The organism is Streptomyces pluripotens, from assembly GCF_000802245.2.
Classification (GTDB): domain Bacteria; phylum Actinomycetota; class Actinomycetes; order Streptomycetales; family Streptomycetaceae; genus Streptomyces; species Streptomyces pluripotens.
The window spans coordinates 616,730-634,776 of the sequence record NZ_CP021080.1 but is presented as its reverse complement, the minus strand read 5'-3'; the positions used below and the strand labels follow the sequence as shown (position 1 = coordinate 634,776).

The following is an 18,047-nucleotide window of genomic DNA, read 5'->3' as shown; positions in this document are numbered from 1 at the left end:
ATCCGGCCGCGGACGCCGCGTTCCGGTTCGACGACGCCGCGGTGGGGGCGCGGCGGAGTCTGCGGCAGGTCACCTCGGTGAACCAGCCCTCGACGAGGTTCAGCCAGGACGCGGAGGCCGGGGTGAAGCGCCGACCGGTGCGAATCACCGCACGGTGGCTTCCGGCCGAGGGTATGGGCGACCAGGGGTTCGACCGGCTCGTCCGTGACCTTCGCGGGGCATCCGTCCGCGGCTTGTCCACCTGCCCGTCCAGCCGGTCGGCGACGAACCGCGCCCGCCCCTTGCGCACCGTCTCCCGCGAGACCCCCAGATCCCCCGCGACCTGCGCCTCCGGCCGGCCTTCGCACACGTCGGCACGATCCTGGAGGTACACCAGCGCCTGACTGGCGGTCCGCCTGCGCAACCGGCTGCTCTGTTCCCCGAGTTCACGATCGGACGAATCCAGTACCAAGCGGCTTCGGACCAGTCACCACCCCGCCCTGCGACCGCCCGCCAACTTACGACTCGGCACACCAGGAATCTGATAGTCAATGGGAATGAGGTTTCCGTGTCTAATCCATTTGAGGACCCTGACGCCCTGTACCTGGTCCTGGTGAATTCCGAAGGGCAGTACAGCTTGTGGCCCGCCGGCATTGACGTTCCGGCCGGGTGGGTCACGGCGCACGACGTGGATTCCCGCTTGAATTGCCTCGAGTATGTCGAAGCGCAGTGGACTGACATGCGCCCCAACAGCCTTGCCCAAGCCGAACGGTCATGACGGAAATGGGCCTCCAGCCGGAGTCGGTTGTCTCGGGGTGGAACGACATGGCGCGGGATGTGACCGTGACGGTGTTGCCGGAGCTGTTCACGGCGCAAGTGGCGCGGACGCCGGACGCGGTGGCGTTGGTGTGCGCAGGTGTGTCCTGGACGTACGCGGAGTTGGACGCGCGATCGAATCGGCAGGCGCGGTATCTGGTGGAGGCGGGTGCCGGGCCGGAGTGGCTGGTGGCGGTGGTGTTGCCCCGGTCGCCGGAAATGGTGGCGGCGGTGTTGGCGGTGACCAAGGCCGGCGCGGCGTATCTGCCGATCGATCCGGGCTACCCGGCGGACCGGATCGAGTTCATGCTCACCGACGCCGCGCCGGGCCTGCTGATCACTGACCGGGCCACCTCCGCAGGCCTGCCGGACGTGACGGGCGTGACCGTGATCCATGTGGACGACCCACAGGTGATCACGGCGGTGGCCGAACTGCCGGACAGCAGCGTCGGCGACGCGGACCGACCCGCGCCCCTGCTGCCTGCGCACCCGGCCTACGTGATCTACACGTCGGGGTCCACGGGGCGTCCCAAGGGCGTGGTGGTCAGCCATCGGGGTCTGGCGAGCCTGTCCGCGTTCCTGATCGGCACCTTGGGGATCGGGCCGGAATCGCGGGTCGGTCACGTGGCCTCGCTGAGTTTCGACGCGGCCGTCATGGAGCTGGTCATGTCGCTGCCCGCCGGTGCGGCGCTGGTCCTGCCGGAACAGCGGCAACTGGCCGGGGAGGTGCTGGCCGACGCGCTGCGCGGGCTGCGGGCCACCCATGCCCTGGTCGGGCCGGCTTCCCTATCCGGAGCGACTCCGGAGCAGCTGCCCGAGTTGGAATGCCTGGTGGTCGGCGGTGAGGCCTGCCCGGGCGAGGTCGCCGCCGAGTGGTCGGCGGACCGGCGGATGTTCAACGCGTATGGCCCGACCGAGGCGACGGTGTGCACGACGATGAGTGGGCCGCTGTCGGGAGGGGATGCGCCGCCGATCGGGAAGCCGATCTGGAATGCACGGTCGTACGTGCTGGATGCTCGACTGGAACCGGTGCCGCCCGGGGTGGCGGGGGAGCTCTATCTGGCCGGGCCGTGCCTGGCTCGGGGATACCTGAACCAGCCCGGGCTGACCGCGCAGCGGTTCGTGGCGTGTCCGTTCGGGTCCGGTGAGCGGATGTACCGGACAGGCGACCTGGTGTCCTGGCGGGAAGACGGTGAGCTGGAGTATCGGGGCCGGGTCGACGAGCAGGTCCAGGTCCACGGGTTTCGGATCGAGCCGGGCGAGATCGAGGCGGTGCTGGCCGCGCAGCCCGGGGTGGCCCGGGCCGTGGTGGTGGCCCGCGAGGACCGGCCGGGGGACCGGCGGCTGGTGGGCTATGTCGTGCCCGCCGCGGGGAGCCAGCTGGACCCGGTCGCGATACGGGCCGCCGCGGCCCAGGTGCTGCCTGTCCACATGGTGCCTGTCGCGGTGGTGATGCTGGACGCGCTGCCGTTGTCGGCGAACGGCAAGCTGGATCGAAAAGCCCTGCCCGCGCCGGTTTTCGCCGGTGGTGCCGGCCGGGAGCCGTCCACCCCCGCCGAAGGGATCCTGCGCGAGCTGTTCGCCCAGGTCCTGGGGGTGGAGCGGGTCGGGGTCGAGGACAGTTTCTTCGATCTGGGAGGGCACTCGCTGCTGGTGGCCCGGCTGATCAGCCGGGTGCGGTCGGTGCTCGGCGTGGAGCTGGAGATCCGGACGGTGTTCGACCACCCGACGGTCGAGTCGCTGGCGCGGTCGCTGGACGAGACCGGGGAAGCGTGGCCGGCGCTGGTGCGGGTGGACCGGCCGAAGCGCCTGCCGTTGTCGTTCTCCCAGCAGAGGCTGTGGTTCCTGGCGCAGTCGGAGGGGCCGAGCGCGACCTACAACGTGCCGGTCGCGTGGCGGCTGCGGGGGCAGGTGGACGCGGACGCGCTGACCGAGGCGTTACGCGACGTGGTCGGGCGGCAAGAGGTGCTGCGGACGACGTTCCCGGTGGTGGACGGGCAGCCGTACCAGCGGGTGACCCCGGCCGCGCTGGCGGTGCCCGAGGTCACGGTGATGCAGGCCGGAGAGTCCGAACTGGCCGCGCTGACCGACCAGGCGGCCCGGTATGTCTTCGACCTGGCTGCCGAGCTGCCGGTGCGGGCGTGGCTGTTCATGCTGGGGCCTGACGAGTGCGTGTTGGTGCTGCTGATGCACCACATCGCCAGCGACGGCTGGTCGCTCAGCGTCCTGCTGCGGGACCTGGGGGCGGCGTACCGGGCACGGTTGGCGGGCCACGCACCGCAGTGGCCGGGCCTGCCGGTGCAGTATGCGGACTACACGCTGTGGCAACGCCAACTGCTCGGCGGGGACCAGGAGCGTGACAGCGTACTGGCTCGGCAGGTGGCCTACTGGCAGTCGGCACTGGCTGACCTGCCCGAGCGCCTGGAACTGCCGTTCGACCGGCCCCGCCCGGCGCACCCCTCCTATCGTGGTGCGCACATCACGGTGGATCTGGACGCGAAGCTGCACCGCGCGCTGGTGGAACTGGCGCGGGCCCGTCAGGTGACGTTGTTCATGGTGCTCCAGGCCGGGCTGGCGGTTCTGCTGTCCCGGTCCGGGGCGGGCACCGACATCCCGATCGGTGTTCCGGCGGCCGGCCGCGGTGGTGACGAGAAGCTGTACCAGCTGGTCGGATTCTTCGTCAACACGTTGGTGCTGCGGACGGACCTGTCCGGCGACCCGAGTTTCGCGGAGCTGCTCGGCCGGGTCCGTGACCGGGACCTGGCGGCCTACGCGCACCAGGACGTCCCGTTCGAACGGCTGGTGGAAGTGCTGAACCCGATCCGTTCGAGCGCTCACCACCCGCTGTTCCAGGTGATGTTGGCCTCGGACGACGACACCGCCAGGCAGTGGGAGGTCCCTGGTCTGCAGGCACAGGACGTGCCGCTGGACGCGGGCTCAGCCAAGTTCGACCTGTCGCTGACGTTCCGGTCGCGGCACCGGCCCGACGGCACCCCGGACGGGATCAGCGGCGTGCTGGAGTACGCGGCGGACCTGTTCGACGAGAGCACGGTGCGAGCGTTGGCCAGACGGTTGGTGCGGTTGCTGGGCCAGGTCGCGGCCGACCCGGCGCTGCGGGTCAGCGGCGTGCGACTGCTGACCACAGCTGAGCACGAGTTGGTGGTCTCAGGGTGGAACACGACGGCACGGGACGTGCCCCTGACGGTGTTGCCGGAGCTGTTCACGGCGCAAGTGGCACGGACCCCGGACGCGGTGGCCTTGGTGTGCGCCGGTGTGTCGTGGACGTACGCGGAGCTGGACGCGTGGTCGAGTCGGCTGGCGCGGTACCTGGTGGGATTGGGCGCCGGGCCGGAGCGCGTGGTGGCGGTGGCGTTGCCGCGATCACTGGAACTTGTGGCGGCGGTGCTGGCGGTGTCCAAGACCGGCGCGGCGTATCTGCCGATCGACCCGGGCTATCCGGCGGACCGGATCGAGTTCATGCTCACCGACGCCGCGCCGGTCGCGGTGGTCACGAGCAGGCAGGCCGGCGGGCGCCTGGTCACCCAGAGCCCACTGGTCGTCCTGGACGCCCCCGAGGTCGCTGCGGCGGTGGCGGGGCAGCCCGGCGGCGTTGTCACCGATCAGGACCGGCCGGCCCCTCTGTTGCCCGCACACCCGGCCTACGTGATCTACACGTCGGGGTCCACCGGGCGTCCCAAGGGCGTGGTGGTGAGCCATCTGGGTCTGGCGAACCTGTCCGCGTTCATGATCAGCACTCTGGGGGCCACCCCGGACTCACGGGTGGCCCAGCTCCTTTCACTGAGCTTTGACATGTCGTTGCTGGAGCTGCTCTCGTCGCTGCCCGCTGGTGCGGCGCTGGTCCTTCCCGAGCCGGGGCCGCTGGCCGGGGAAGAGCTGGTCGAGACGTTGCGTGAGCTGCGGGCCACCCACGCGGTGGTGGCACCGGCCGCTCTGGCCGGGGCGGCACCCGAAAGCCTGCACGAGTTGGAGTGTCTGGTCGTCGGCGGTGAGGCCCTCCCCAACGAGCTGGCCGTCGAGTGGTCGGCGGGCCGGCGGATGTTCAACGCGTATGGCCCGACCGAGACGACGGTGTGCACGACGATCAGCGCGCCGCTGACGGGAGGGGACGCGCCGATCGGCGGGCCGATCTGGAACGTGCGAGCGTATGTGCTGGACGCGCGGCTGGAACCGGTGCCGCCCGGGATGGCGGGGGAGCTCTATCTGGCCGGGCCGTGCCTGGCTCGGGGATACCTGAACCAGCCCGGGCTGACCGCGCAGCGGTTCGTGGCGTGTCCGTTCGGGTCCGGTGAGCGGATGTACCGCACCGGCGACCTGGTGCGCTGGCGGGAAGACGGCGAGCTGGAGTATCGGGGCCGGGCCGACGAGCAGGTCAAGGTCCGCGGGTTCCGCGTCGAGCCGGGCGAGGTCGAGGCGGTGCTGGCCGCGCAGCCCGGAGTGGACCAAGCCGTCGTCGTGGTCCGGGAGGACCGACCGGGGGACCGGCGGCTGGTGGGCTATGTGCAGCCGGCGGCTGGGTCCGTGCTGGATCCCGCGGGGTTGCGAGCCGCGGCCGGACAGGTCCTACCCAGCCACATGGTGCCCTCCGCGGTGGTGGTCCTGGACACGCTGCCGTTGACGGCGAACGGCAAGCTGGACCGAAAGGCCCTGCCCGCACCCGTTTTCACCGCCGGGGCCGGCCGGGAGCCGTCACCCGTCGAAAAGCTGCTGTGCGAGCTATTCGCCCAGCTCCTGGGAGTGGAGCGGGTCGGGGTCGATGACAACTTCTTCGACCTGGGTGGGCACTCGCTGCTCGCCGCCGTGCTCGTCGCCCGGCTGGAAGAGCAGTTCGGGATCACGATCAGTCTGCGGGACTTCCTCGCCGACCCGTCCGTCAGCGGCGTCGCCGGCCGGATCTCGGTGTCCACGACCGAACAGCCTGATCCACGAAACCACGCCCGCAGGGCGGGAGGGACGAAATGATCGATTTGGCTGCCGGCGGTGTCACCCTCTATTCCACAGTCCGGTCCAGTATCGGACACGGCCAGACTTCCCACCTGCGCACGCTGCTGGAGCTTGCCGGGTGGGTGGATGACGCGGGCTACCGCGGCGCCCTGGTGTACAGCGACAACACTTCGATGGACGTCTGGCTGGCGGCCCAGGCGGCCATCGCGAACACCACCTCCTTCGTACCGCTCGTCGCGGTACAGCCGCTGGACAAGACCCCGTTCGCGGTGGCCAGGGCGGTGTCATCGCTTGCGCACCTGTACGGCAGGCGAGTCGACATCAACTACGTCAGCGGCGGATTCATCCGCGATCTCGCCGTCCAGGGGGACACCCTGTCGCACGACGCCCGCTACGACCGGCTCACCGAGTACGTGACGATCGTCGACATGCTGCTCCGTGGCGGCATGGCCAATTTCGCGGGCGAGTACTACAAGGTCCGGCGGGCCCGGCTCACCACGGCGGTGCCCGACGACCTGCTGCCGACGGCGTATGTGTCCGGCTCCTCGCCGGCCAGCCTGCAGGCCGGCGAGTCGCTGGGCCTCGGCCAGCTCTCGTTCCCGGTGCTGCCCGAGGATTTCGCGAGCCCCGACGTGCGCAAGAACAGGTTCGGCTCAGGCATCAGCATCGGCATCATCGCTCGGGACGACTCGGCCGAGGCGTGGCGGATCGCGCACAAGCGGTTTCCGGCCGACCCGGAGGGAGCCGAGCGAATGAAGCTGCTCCTGTCCGCCGGTGGCTCGTCCTGGCAGCCGCGACTGGCCTCCGTGCCTATCCCCGACGAGGCGGAGGGACAGCCGTACTGGCTGGTGCCCTTCCGGTATCACCACACATTCTGCCCCTACCTGGTGGGGAACCACGACGAGGTGGCACAGGCGGTGACCACGTACCTGAACGGAGGCATCCGCACCTTCGTGCTCGACATCCCTCGGGAGCCCGACGACTTGTGGCACGCGCGGATCGCGATCGAACGAGCTGTCGCGGCCATGGACAGGTAGCAACAGCCATCAGCCGTCTCGCGCCGAGTCCGACGGCGCGGTCGAAGGCCGCAGGCGTCCGCCTGCACGTAGCGAAGGAAAGCGATGACAGACATTACTGAGACCGACGTCGTGGTCGTCGGCGGCGGCCCGGGCGGTTCGACGGTGGCGACGTTGGTGGCCCGGCAGGGGCACCGGGCCGTGCTCCTGGAGAAGGAACGGTTCCCTCGCTACCAGATCGGCGAGTCGCTGCTGCCGTCCACCGTGCAGGGCGTCTGCCGCCTGCTTGGGGTGTCCGAGGAACTCAAGGAGGCCGGGTTCCCGGTCAAGCGGGGCGGCACTTTCCGCTGGGGCTCCAACCCCGAGCCATGGACGTTCGACTTCGGCATCTCGCCCCAGTTCGCCGGCACGGCGGCACCCGCCTACCAGGTGGAGCGGATGAAGTTCGACCAGATCCTGCTCAACAACGCCATGAGGAACGGCGTCGACGTGCATGAGGAGCACACCGTCACCGACGTCATCGAGGAGAACGGCCGGGTCTGTGGGGTCAGCTGCACCGACGCCGCGGGCGTGCGCCGCGAGTTCCGCGGCCGGTACGTGGTGGACGCCTCGGGCAACCTGAGCCGCATCCACTCCCGCGTGGGCGGCAAGCGGCAGTACTCGGAGTACTTCCGTAACCTCGCGCTGTTCGGCTACTTCACCGGCGGTAAGCGGATGCCCGCCCCGACCAGCGGCAACATCCTGGCTGTCGCCTTCAGCGCCGGCTGGTTCTGGTACATCCCGCTGTCTGACGAGCTCACCAGCGTGGGCGCGGTGGTACACCGCGAAGCGCTGGACCGCGTCCAAGGTGACCGCGAGCAGGCACTGAACGAGCTGATCGCGGAGTGCCCGATGATCGCCGACTTCCTGTCCGACGCCCAGCGGGTCACCAGCGGCCCGTACGGCGAGATCCGGGTGCGCAAGGACTACTCCTACATCCAGGAGAAGTTCTCGCGGCCGGGACTGGTGCTCGTGGGCGACGCGGCGGGCTTCATCGACCCGGTGTTCTCCTCCGGCGTGCACCTGGCCACCTACGGCGGACTGCTGGTCGCGCGCTCGCTCAACACCGCCCTGCGCCCGACGACCGAGTCCGGGATGGACGAGAAGACGCTGTTCGAGGAGTACGAAGCCCGGTACCGGCAGGAGTACATGCGCTTCCACGACTTCCTCGTCTCCTTCTACGACATGCACTCCGACGAGGAGTCCTACTTCTGGAAGGCCAAGAGGGTCACCGGCAACACGGCCTCGGAACTGCAGTCCTTCGTGTCCCTCGTCGGCGGTGGCTCCTCGGATGAGCGCGCGCTGGTCAACGCCGGCTCCTACGGCGACCGGCAGGACGTCGAGGAGGCGATCTGGTCGGTCGCGCAGGCTGGAGCCAACATCCAGGTGCAGGCCGCCACCGGAGGCACCATCGACGAGCAGGTACCGGTCCGCGACGGAGGGCTGGTGCCGTCGGCCGACGGGATGCACTGGGCTCTGCCGGCAACCGCGGCAGCGTGAGGCGGGGACGGCGACACCTTGTGGTGGCGCCGGCCCCTGTTGCAGCGCGACAGCGCGCAGTCGGTCAGGTGCTCAAGAGCCATACCGTTCCTGCCTGCTATGCCGATCGGGCATCTCCGAGGGGCGGTGGAGATCGGCGGCGAGTTGCCTGGCGAGGTGGAACTGAGTGCGGGCGGCCATCACGCGCCAGGTCCAGCGATCGCCGGCTTCGGCGGTACGAAGTTCGAGATCGAATCCGCACGGGGACGCCTGCCGGCGCAGACCGACAGCGTCGCTGGTCATGCCGGTGGCCGAGGACCACGGCCGGACCGGCAGCGGTTCACCTCAAGGTCGCTCAACGCCGAGCGGGCGGTCAGCCTCAGACGGGTGCGTCCCAGGCCGTCGCGGGCGCAGTTCGGCGGGGGTGCAAGCCGCTACGACCGCCCGCCGGCCGATGTCGGCGGCCGTCCGGTGCTGATCGCCCTATCGGTGCGTCGGTTGTTCCGTGACAGCGCGGACTGCGGTCTGCAGACGTTCGCCGAGCAAGTCCAGGGGCTCACGGCTCGTTATCAGCGCCGCAGCTCGCTGCTGCGACACCTGGTGGAGATGGCCGGGTCCTGCTCGCCGGCCTGGTCGGCGCCCGACTGCTGCGGATCCTCAAGGTCCCGCTGTCGCGGACCGGCGTGCTGTTCCACCTGATGCGCACGCCACTGCCGCCGCTCGCGACACCGCGGCCGGCGGCAGTGGATGTCTTCGCGCGGCGCCCCGGACGAAGGTGGCTCGGAAGAGTTCGAGGAGTCCTTGCCCCACCGCTGTTCCAGCTCAGCCACCCGTGCGGCCGACTGACCGACCGGCTCCGTCAAGCCCGACGAACCGTCACCTCACCTGGACAGTACGGTCAGGCGGCCGTGCTGCTCGCCATCGCATGCAGCCGGACGGGCAAGGAGCGGTGGCCGTTCATGATGAACGTCGGCATCGGCACCAGCTCGTCGCGCGTCACGGCCAGGGACAGGTCCGGGAAGCGCTCGAACAGGGCCGACAGGCCGATCGTGGCGGCCAGGCGGGCTATGCCGGCCCCCAGGCAGTAGTGCGGGCCGTGGCCGAAGGACAGGTGGTCCTTGCTGCCGCGGGCGATGTCGAAGCACCCCGGGTTGTCCGGGTGCAGGTCGGGGTCGCGGCCCACCGCGGCGTAGTTGATCAGGATCGGGTCGCCCTTGGGGATGGTCACGCCGTCCAGTTCGATGTCCTCGGCCGCGTAGCGCAGTGGGAGGCTCGCCAGCGGGGACTGCATACGCAGAATCTCGTCGATGACGTCGTCCCAGCTGTGCTCGCCCGACAGGACCTTCGCGAGCTGTTCGGGGTGGGTCAGCAGCTCGGTGATGGCATTGTCGAAGAAGTTGATCGTGGTCTCCGAGCCGGCGCCGAGGATGGCGAAGATGGTGTCGGCCAGCTCCTGCTCGGTCAGCCGTGAGCCGTCCTCGTCGCGGGCGGCGATGAGGTCGCTGGTGAGGTCCTCGCCCGGGTTGGCGCGCTTCTCGGCTATCAGGTCCGCCATCGCGCCGCGCCAGCCCTGCAGGATGCCCTGCGCGACCTCCGGGGTCACCGTGGTGTCGATCATCATGTCGATGACCTTCGCGGTGGCGGCGCGCTGCTCCTCACCCATGCCGATCAGCTCGGCGACCAGCATGCCCGGCAGCGGGTAGCAGAACCGCTCCTTGAGGTCGACGACCTCGCCGGCGGGCACCGCCCCGAGCGCGTCGAGCAGCATCGTGGTCAGGCCGACGACCAGCGGGCGGATGGCCTCGGTGCGGCGCGGGGTGAACGCCTTGCCGATGAGCTTGCGCAGCCGCACGTGGTCCTTGCCGTAGGAGGTGGACACGTTGTCCATGGCCACCCAGCTGATCATCTCCCAGTCCGGCGCCAGCTCGCCGTTGTAGAACGCCGGCCAGTGGTTGCGTGCGCTCTTGGTGACCTTCGGGTTGGACAGCATCTCCTTGATGACGCTGTGGGAGGTCACCGACCAGACCACGACGCCGCCGGGCAGTTCGACCTGGGTCGCCGGTCCGAGCGCCCGCAGCGTGGCTGCTTCGGCGTGGATATCCCGACCCGTCGTATCCAATACGGGACAACGCTTCTCCATCAGGATCCGCTCCCTCGTAGCCGTTTCCGCAAAGTACATGCGACCAGGCTATGGTTCGCTGAGACCGGTCGTACTCTTCCTGCTTGCCAGGGTGGTGCCCCGCGCCGCCGATCCGACCGATCGGCGGCGCGGGGCACACCTCACCGCATCGCGAACCCGGCGTAGCCGGCGCTCGCGACCTCGTCGCACCTCTGCCGGTAGCCCCCGACGCCGCCGACGTACGGCATGAGGACGCGGGCCTTGCCGGGGACGTTGGCACCGACGTAGTACGAATCCGCTTTGGGGAACAGCGTCATGTCGCCGACCGCGCGGACGTGGTCGGTCCACTCCTTCTCCGCGGTGGCTTCCGCCTCGACCACGGAGTGCCCGTTGGCGGTCATGTGGTCGATCAGGTCACTGATCCACTCGACGTGCTGCTCGATCGAGACGACCATGTTGCTGAGCACGGACGGGCTGCCGGGACCGGTGATCATGAACAGGTTCGGGAAACCCGAGAGCGCCAGGCCGAGGTAGGTGTCCGGGCCGTCCTGCCACTTCTTGCTCAGCGACACACCGCCCTTGCCGGTTATGTCGATGCCCAGGAGCGCGCCCGTCATGGCGTCGAAGCCCGTGGCGATCACCAGGGTGTCGAACGCGTACTCGCCCGCAGTGGTCCGGACGCCCGTCTCCGTGATCTCGATGAGCGCTTCTTCCCGCAGATCGACGAGGTGGACGCTCTCACGGTTGAACGTCTCGTAGTACCTGGTGTCCAGGCAGGGCCGCTTCGTGCCGTACGGGTAGCCTCGCGGCTCGAGCTTCGCCGCCGTCGCCGGGTCGGTGACCTTGGCGCGGACCTGCTCCCGGATGAACTCCGCGGCGGTCTCGTTGGACTCCTCGTTGAAGATGAGGTCGGTGTAGGCCTGGATGATCGCGTTCAGGTGTCCGCGCTCCCAGCCCTTCTGGTAGACCTCCCGGCGCTCCTCGTCGCTCACCTCGAGCGCCGACTTCGTCGGCATGTCGACCGCGATGCCGAAGATGGACTGCCGCGCGGCCTCACGGGCCTGCCGGTAGTTCGCCTTCGTGGCGGCGACCCGATCCTGGTCGATGGGCCCGTTGAACGACGACAGGACGTAGTTCGGCGTGCGCTGGAATACCGTCAGATCGGCAGCCTGGTCGGCGACGAACGGGATGACCTGGATGCCCGACGAGCCGGTGCCGATCACGCCGACGCGCTGCCCACTGAAGTCGACGGCGCTGTCCGGCCACAGGCCGGTGTGGTACCAGGGGCCCGAGAACGTGTCCAGGCCGGGCACCTCCGGGAACTTGGGCTTCGACAGGCAGCCGGTCGCCATGATGCAGTACTTCGCGGACACCTCGTGGCCCTGATCGGTTCGCACGGTCCACCGGGACGTGCTTTCGTCGAAGCTCGCCTGCGTCACCCGGGTCCGCAGGACCACGTCTTTCCGCAGGTCGTACCGATCGGCGACGTGCTGGAGGTAGGACAGGATCTCGGGCTGGCTCGGGTATTTCTCCGTCCAATCCCACTCCTGCTCCAGCTCGGGATCGAACGAGTACGAATAGTCCATGCTCTCCACGTCGCACCGGGCGCCGGGGTACTTGTTCCAGTACCACGTGCCGCCGATCTCGGCGCCGGCCTCGAAAACCTTGACCGACAGGCCCTTCTCCTGGAGCTTGTGAAGCATGTAGAGACCGGAGAAGCCGGCTCCCACCACAACCGCATCGAGTTCCTCTGCCGCGCTGGCCATGTGTATCAATCCTCCGCAACCGTGGATGGTGGCACCCAATACGCCTTGACCGCTGACGACAACGGTGTTCCCGATTATTGGCGAGGGCGGATGGTCCGGATTCTCTTCGATTGCGGTGCCCGGGAGGCGCGCACGGGCGGAGAAGACGGTCACCGCCGGCGGCGGGACAGTCGTGTCCGGAGCCATTCCTTGGGAGGTCACCATGGGCGCCGATTACTATTCTGCCGCGGTGCAAGGTCCGCATGAGCACTTCGAACTCGGTCCGTACACACTGGACAGCGGGGACACGCTGCCCGCCGCGCGGTTGGCGTACCGGACGCTGGGCCGCTTGAACGCGGCGAAGGACAACGCCGTGCTCGTGCCACACATGTACTCGGGCACGTCCGCCTCGATGCAGATGCTCATCGGTGAGGGCCGCGCGCTTGACCCTTCCCGATACTTCCTCATCCTGCCCGACCAGTTCGGCAGTGGCTTGTCGTCATCGCCGAGCAACACGCCGGCGCCGTTCGACCGCGGCCACTTCCCCGCGGTGACCATCGCCGACGACGTACGGGCCCAGCACCGGCTGCTGACCGAGCAGTTCGGCATCACGGCCCTGCACACGGTGCTCGGCTGGTCGATGGGCGGCCAACAGACCTACGAATGGGCGGTGCGTCACCCCGAGATGGTGCTGCGGGCGGCCGTGTTCGCGGCCACCGCGAAGACCCCGGTCCAGAACCAGCTGCAGCTCGACGTGCAGTGTGAACTCCTGCGCGCGGATCCCGCGTTCGCGGACGGCTTCTACACCGACTCTGACGACGTGCATCTCGGCCTGAGCCGGCACGCGATGGCGTGGGCCGCGACCAGCACCAGCTACCGGTTCTTCCGTGACGAGGTGTGGCGCCGGATCGGATTCGCCGCCGCCGAGGAGTTCACCCTGGGATTCACCCGCAGCCACTTCCAGCCGATGGACCCGAACAACCTGCTCCGCCAGGCGGCGAAGTGGCGCGCCGCGGACGTCAGCCTGTGTACCGGCGGAGACCTGAAGGCGGCACTCGACCGGATCAGTGCTGAGTTCTTCGTCTTCGCGTTCGGCGACGACCTCCTGTTCCCGGTCGAGGATCACGAGCGCGACGCGGCCATGATCCGCAACGCCCGGCTGCGGGTGATGGAAAGCCCGCTGGGGCACTTCACCATGTTCGGCCTGATCCCCGAGGACGCGGCCGCCATCGACGATGCACTGGCCGAGGTGCTGAAGTCCTGATCGGCGCCGACGTCCGGACATGACGTGTGGCCGGTACCCCGAGGCGTACCGGCCACATCGAGGGGCCGGTACCAGGCGAACGGCCGGCCCCCGGGGATCGGATCAGTTCTCGTACTGGTCGTGATACCGCAACCAGGCCCACTTGAAGGGCAGATCGGCTTCCTGCCGCCCGAGGAAGGTCAGGTCGAGGTAGTTGTACGTGTTGTTGACCAGGTCGGTGCCGCGGAAGGCAGTCGAATAGGTGCAGTAGACCTCGTCGTCGTCGCGCAGGAAGACGCTGATTCCGGGTATCTTCGTCGCTCCCGGGACGAGCTCGAAGTTGAAGTCGTCGTAGAAGCTGCTGCCGTGCGAGGAGACCACGGGGACCGTCCAGCCCATCCGCTCCTTGTGCGCGACGAAGTCGGCCAGGGGCACCGGGCAGTCCACCGCCAGCGAGGTGTCGCGGGCGTGCAGGTGCTCGAGGTGGTGGGGCATGTTGTCGACCCAGAAGGAGCAGCCGACGCAGAAGCTGCCGCCGGTGTTGGACGGCAGCATGAAGTGGTAGATGATCAGCTGTCGCCGGCCGTCGAACAGCTCGAGCAGGCTCCGCTTGCCCTCGGGTGTGTCGAAGCCGTAATCCTTGTCGACACGGAACATCGGCAGGCTCTGCCGCTCGGCATGCAGTGCGTCCCGTGCGCGGCTGTGCTCCTTCTCCTTTGCGAGGAGCGGCAGACGCGCCGCGAACCATTCATCTCGTGACACAACTTCGGGCAGAGCCATCGCGACATCTCCTGATCCCGGACTCGTCCATAGGGTTGCCCCCACTCTTCCGGCGGGTCTGTTGAGGCGCATCTCTTCAATTGCCTCAGCCGGGCCCGACCTGAGCAATGGAGAAGATTGCCGCCGAGTCCGGGGCTGCGAAGGTTGTGGGAACGCTGGGAGCCTGCATGGAAGGTGAGCGACTGATGGCTGTTGCTGCGATCCAGGACGTGCGAGACGTGCTGGCCGCGTACCCCGAACTCGCGGACGGCGCCGTCCGGACACTTGCTCAGGATCCTGCCGGCCAGGTCCATGTGGCCTATGTCGTGCCCGCCGGCCCTGGCTTCGACCTGGCCGCGCTGCACCAGTACCTCAGGGGGTCGTTGCCCGGCGCGGCGGTGCCGGCGGCGATCGTGGTCGTCGACGCCATGCCGGTGGCCTCCGACGGGACACCGGATCCGCAGGCGCTGCCGGCACCTGATCTGCGGGGCCTGATGCCCTACCGGTCGCCGGAGTCGGCCCGCCAGGAAGTGCTGTGCACGATCTTCGCCGAGGTGCTCGCCAGGCCCCGGTGCGGTCTGGACGACGACTTCTTCGTCATGGGCGGCGAGTCCATCGACGCCATGCTGATCGCCAGCCGCGTCGGCCAGGCGGTCGGCCTGGAGATATCGATGAACGAAGTCTTCGACGCACCCACCGCAGCGGAGCTCGACCGGCTCCTGGACACGCTGAGCACCGAGGTCTGACGACGGGCCGTGCCGAGTACGACCTGACGGCTGGCGATCCCCCGACCTCGCACGACAGATTTTGGAGTGTCACCGTGAACATGTATCCGCTGAGTTCCCGGCAGAAGGACCCGATGGGCATCCAGCGCTCACCGAAGCACGTCTGCGCACACGTGCTTCGCATCAAGGGCGAACTGGACGTCGACGCGCTCAACGGTGCGCTCGACGATGTGGTGGCACGGCAGGAGTCCCTGCGCAGCCGGGTCCACTACGACGAGAGCGGCATGAGCGGATCTCTGGAAGTGCTGCCGCCGTTGCCGGTCCCGCTCGCCGTGCGCGATGTTCCGGAGGCCCCCGGTCGATCCCGCGACGAGATCGCCGCCGAGCTGCTCCACGAGGTGAACGAAGAGTCGATGGACTTCCTGGAGACGCCGTCGTTGCGCGCCGTCCTGCACCGATTCGACGACCAGGACGCCGTGCTCACCCTCCTGAGCCACCACCTCTACAGTGACGGCTGGTCAGTCGGAGTCCTCCGCAGCGAAATCGCGGCCTGCTACCGGGCCAGGGTGACCGGGGTGCCGCACACGCTGCCGAACCCGGTTCCGTACAGCGGGTTCGCCTCCTGGGAGCAGGAGTTCCTGCAGAGCGAGAAGGCGGCGCAGGCACGCCGCTACTGGAAGGACAAGCTGGCCGGCGCCGCGATGTGTACGATGCCGGCCGACCGGCCCTACAACCCCGAGAACCAGTCGGCACGCACCGCGGTGCGAAACTTCTCGATCGATCCGGACACCCTCGCGAAGGTCACCGTGGGCGCGGCCCGGAACCGGTGCAGCATCTGGCATGTCTGCCTGGCGGCGTACATGGTGCTGATGGAGAAGATCTCCGGCCAGACCGACATCACGCTGATGACCGTGAACAGCGGCCGGCCGGCCAGGGAGTACTACAACACCATCGGCTTCTTCGCGAACCTTGTTCCCGTCCGGCTGGAGTTCGACGACTGCAAGACCTTCCTCGACTTGATGCTCTGCGCCCGCAAGGCGAGCGCCGAGGCCCAGCAGCACCAGCTGCCCACCGAGTCGCTCCTCGGGATGTACCCCACCCTGATGAACCCGCCCGGCGATTCGATGGTCCTGCCGGCCGGTTTCAACTACATCAGTGCGCCGGCGGATCACCAGGACACTGATTTCACCACTAGCGTTGAACCGGTGACCCTGCCGGAAGAGGAGCCCGCCTCGTTCCGCCGCGGCGTGATCATCTGGACCTTCCTCGTCGTTCCGGGGGGCGGCTTCCGCTGTGTCATCGAGTACGAGCCCGACTCGGTGGACGCCGACACGGTCGACGGCTGGGGCTCCAACTTCGTCGAGCTGGTCCTGGCGATGGCCGACCGGCCGGAGCAGGAATGGAACCGCAGCCGATCCGAAAGGGCGGCGGCCCTCTCCGCACAGGATCACTCTTAGACCGCTGCGAGTCGATCGACGCGAAGAAGGCCCACCATGCGGACCGTCGGTCGTGACGCCGGGCGACCGTGGTGGCAATGACCGGCTGGATCGTGCCAATGGGAATGAGGTTGCCGTGTCCAATCCGTTTGAGGACGCCGACGCCCTGTACCGGGTTCTCGTGAACTCCGAAGGGCAATACAGCCTGTGGCCCGCCGACATCGCCGTTCCGGCCGGCTGGGCCACGGCGCACGACGCGGACTCCCGCAAGAATTGCCTGGAGTACGTCGAAGCGCAGTGGGCCGACATGCGTCCGGACAGCCTTGTCCAGGCTCAACGGACCCGGAAGGCCGACGACGCGTCCGCGCGGCGCCCGCTTTCGGCCAATGAGGAATTCATGTGCGCCTTCGACCGGGGTGACGACCTCGGTGTGTTCGGCCCGCGGGGCATCGTCCTGGCCGGCTGGCGCGTTCGCGGGCAGTTGGACGTGGCGACCGTGCAGCTCGCGCTAGACGATGTCGTCGCGAGGCACGAGGCGCTCCGCACGACCATCATCAGGGACAAGGACGCCCCCTACGCCCGAGTCTCCCCGCCGTCTCCGGTGGCCCTCACCGTCGTCGACCTTCCGTCAGCAGCGGGGGAGGCCGACCGCGAGTGTCTGGCGCACGAGTTCCTCGACGAGGTCGACCGGCACGGCAGGCTCGGCTCCACGGAGCTGCCGTTGCTGAGAGCAACCCTGGCGCGGTTCGACGAGGACGACGCGGTGTTCGTGCTCGTCACCAACCACCTGGCCAGTGACGGCTGGTCCATGCACGTGCTGATGCGTGACTTCGCCATCTGCTACGCGACCCGCCGGGGGCTGCCCGCCCCGGAGTTGCCGGTGACGCGCCAGCTCGGTGAGTACGCCCACTGGCAGCAGGAAGTCCGCAACAGCGAGTCCGCCGCCATCGCGCGCGAGTACTGGCAGGACACGTTGTCGGGTGGGGAGATGCTCATCCTCCCCACCGACCGGCCCAGGAGGTTGGACGTCCCACCGGTCTATTCGGTGTACCGCTTCGTGCTCGACCAGGAGCTGGCCGGCGCCGCCACGGCGCTGGCCAAGTCGCTGCACAGCTCGCCGTTCATGGTCCTGTTCGCCTGCTTCAACCTGTTCCTGCACCGCAGGACAGGCGTGACCGACATCGTCTCTCCCGTCATCACGTCCGGCCGCACCGAGCCCGGTTTCGAGGACACGGTGGGGACGCTGTTCAACTTCCTGCCGATCCGCACCGACGTATCCGGCTGTGCGAGCTTCGCCGACTTGGTGCGCCGGACCCGGGCCTCGTTGCTGGAGGCGTACTCCTACGAGCTCCCGTTCGGCGAGATCATCGCCAAGTCCGAACCGGAACTGATGGCGGGTCCGATCATGAATGTGAGCAGCGTCGTCTCCGCGTTCCAGATCTCCCAGTTCCCGCCGGAAACGGGAGCGGACGACATCGGCGGCCTCCGCTTCTCCGCGCTCCGCCGGCGCCTGAAGTCACTGGTCGACGTGTCGGAGATCCCGGACGGCAACCTGTGGGAACTGGACCTGCACCCGGACGGGGACGTGGTGGGCGTCGTGAAGTACAACAGCCTCGACTTCGACCTGCCGACCATCGCCGCGATGGTCGACGAGTACCGGGAGCTGCTGCTCGCGTCGCTGAAGTCCCCGGATGCGGCGTTGCCGAAGTAGGAATCCAGCGCGCGAATC

The 18,047-nt window shown here is 68.6% G+C and carries 13 protein-coding genes; 8 read left to right on the top strand and 5 right to left on the bottom strand.

All coding sequences use genetic code 11. From position 1 onward, the window contains the following. Nucleotides 1-547 precede the first annotated feature (547 nt). The 4 genes from LK06_RS02695 to LK06_RS02680 all read left to right on the top strand — a co-directional run bounded on the left by LK06_RS02695 (nt 548) and on the right by LK06_RS02680 (nt 8,312). Complete coding sequence (locus tag LK06_RS02695) at nt 548-757, top strand: MbtH family protein (protein WP_039658123.1); 210 nt, start codon at nt 548-550, stop codon at nt 755-757. Next, on the top strand, nt 754-5,775 hold the full coding sequence (locus LK06_RS02690) for a non-ribosomal peptide synthetase (RefSeq protein WP_078858755.1): 5,022 nt from the start codon (nt 754-756) through the stop codon (nt 5,773-5,775). Before LK06_RS02695 ends, LK06_RS02690 begins: the two co-directional genes overlap by 4 nt. Continuing rightward, nucleotides 5,772-6,794, top strand: coding sequence for an LLM class flavin-dependent oxidoreductase (locus tag LK06_RS02685; RefSeq protein WP_052270354.1), 1,023 nt, complete (start codon nt 5,772-5,774; stop codon nt 6,792-6,794). Before LK06_RS02690 ends, LK06_RS02685 begins: the two co-directional genes overlap by 4 nt. An 84-nt stretch (nt 6,795-6,878) precedes the next feature. Then, on the top strand, nt 6,879-8,312 hold the full coding sequence (locus LK06_RS02680; RefSeq protein WP_039658124.1) for a tryptophan 7-halogenase: 1,434 nt from the start codon (nt 6,879-6,881) through the stop codon (nt 8,310-8,312). Between the two features lie 72 nt (nt 8,313-8,384). On the opposite strand, the gene LK06_RS32965 is transcribed toward LK06_RS02680, so the two are convergent. The 4 genes from LK06_RS32965 to LK06_RS02665 all read right to left on the bottom strand — a co-directional run bounded on the left by LK06_RS32965 (nt 8,385) and on the right by LK06_RS02665 (nt 12,176). Then, complete coding sequence (locus tag LK06_RS32965) at nt 8,385-8,594, bottom strand: hypothetical protein (RefSeq protein ID WP_159025231.1); 210 nt, start codon at nt 8,592-8,594, stop codon at nt 8,385-8,387. A gap of 266 nt (nt 8,595-8,860) precedes the next feature. Continuing rightward, entirely contained in the window at nt 8,861-9,121 is a 261-nt protein-coding gene (locus LK06_RS35170; RefSeq protein WP_411572783.1) for a hypothetical protein, read from the bottom strand. Nucleotides 9,122-9,189: 68 nt separating this feature from the next. After that, nucleotides 9,190-10,470: a cytochrome P450 family protein gene (locus LK06_RS02670; protein WP_308355525.1), complete on the bottom strand. Its 1,281-nt coding sequence runs from the start codon at nt 10,468-10,470 to the stop codon at nt 9,190-9,192. 101 nt (nt 10,471-10,571) lie between these two features. Further along, entirely contained in the window at nt 10,572-12,176 is a 1,605-nt protein-coding gene (locus LK06_RS02665; protein WP_039658128.1) for a flavin-containing monooxygenase, read from the bottom strand. A 229-nt stretch (nt 12,177-12,405) separates the two neighbouring features. On the opposite strand from LK06_RS02665, the gene LK06_RS02660 reads away from it, so the two are divergent. Further along, nucleotides 12,406-13,419 carry an alpha/beta fold hydrolase gene (locus LK06_RS02660; protein ID WP_199806397.1) on the top strand — a complete coding sequence of 338 codons (1,014 nt, stop codon included), beginning with the start codon at nt 12,406-12,408 and terminating at the stop codon, nt 13,417-13,419. Between the two features lie 102 nt (nt 13,420-13,521). Here LK06_RS02660 and LK06_RS02655 read toward each other — a convergent pair whose 3' ends face one another. After that, nucleotides 13,522-14,178 carry a DUF899 domain-containing protein gene (locus tag LK06_RS02655; RefSeq protein ID WP_039658130.1) on the bottom strand — a complete coding sequence of 219 codons (657 nt, stop codon included), beginning with the start codon at nt 14,176-14,178 and terminating at the stop codon, nt 13,522-13,524. Nucleotides 14,179-14,363: 185 nt separating this feature from the next. Between LK06_RS02655 and LK06_RS02650 the strand changes: the two genes are divergently transcribed. From LK06_RS02650 to LK06_RS02640, 3 genes are all read left to right on the top strand, one after another. Further along, nucleotides 14,364-14,903: a phosphopantetheine-binding protein gene (locus LK06_RS02650; RefSeq protein WP_159025241.1), complete on the top strand. Its 540-nt coding sequence runs from the start codon at nt 14,364-14,366 to the stop codon at nt 14,901-14,903. 80 nt (nt 14,904-14,983) lie between these two features. Continuing rightward, on the top strand, nt 14,984-16,339 hold the full coding sequence (locus LK06_RS02645; RefSeq protein ID WP_234367576.1) for a condensation domain-containing protein: 1,356 nt from the start codon (nt 14,984-14,986) through the stop codon (nt 16,337-16,339). Nucleotides 16,340-16,454: 115 nt separating this feature from the next. Then, on the top strand, nt 16,455-18,029 hold the full coding sequence (locus LK06_RS02640; protein ID WP_199838658.1) for a condensation domain-containing protein: 1,575 nt from the start codon (nt 16,455-16,457) through the stop codon (nt 18,027-18,029). Nucleotides 18,030-18,047: the final 18 nt, after the last annotated feature.

Bases quoted from the DNA above. Each gene is read 5' to 3' on its own strand.
- LK06_RS32965 (WP_159025231.1), bottom strand. From the start codon at position 8,594: ATGACCAGCGACGCTGTCGGTCTGCGCCGGCAGGCGTCCCCGTGCGGA.
- LK06_RS02650 (WP_159025241.1), top strand. From the start codon at position 14,364: ATGGCTGTTGCTGCGATCCAGGACGTGCGAGACGTGCTGGCCGCGTAC.
- LK06_RS02645 (WP_234367576.1), top strand. From the start codon at position 14,984: ATGTATCCGCTGAGTTCCCGGCAGAAGGACCCGATGGGCATCCAGCGC.
- LK06_RS02680 (WP_039658124.1), top strand. From the start codon at position 6,879: ATGACAGACATTACTGAGACCGACGTCGTGGTCGTCGGCGGCGGCCCG.
- LK06_RS02690 (WP_078858755.1), top strand. From the start codon at position 754: ATGACGGAAATGGGCCTCCAGCCGGAGTCGGTTGTCTCGGGGTGGAAC.
- LK06_RS02670 (WP_308355525.1), bottom strand. From the start codon at position 10,470: ATGTACTTTGCGGAAACGGCTACGAGGGAGCGGATCCTGATGGAGAAG.
- LK06_RS02655 (WP_039658130.1), bottom strand. From the start codon at position 14,178: ATGGCTCTGCCCGAAGTTGTGTCACGAGATGAATGGTTCGCGGCGCGT.
- LK06_RS02685 (WP_052270354.1), top strand. From the start codon at position 5,772: ATGATCGATTTGGCTGCCGGCGGTGTCACCCTCTATTCCACAGTCCGG.
- LK06_RS02665 (WP_039658128.1), bottom strand. From the start codon at position 12,176: ATGGCCAGCGCGGCAGAGGAACTCGATGCGGTTGTGGTGGGAGCCGGC.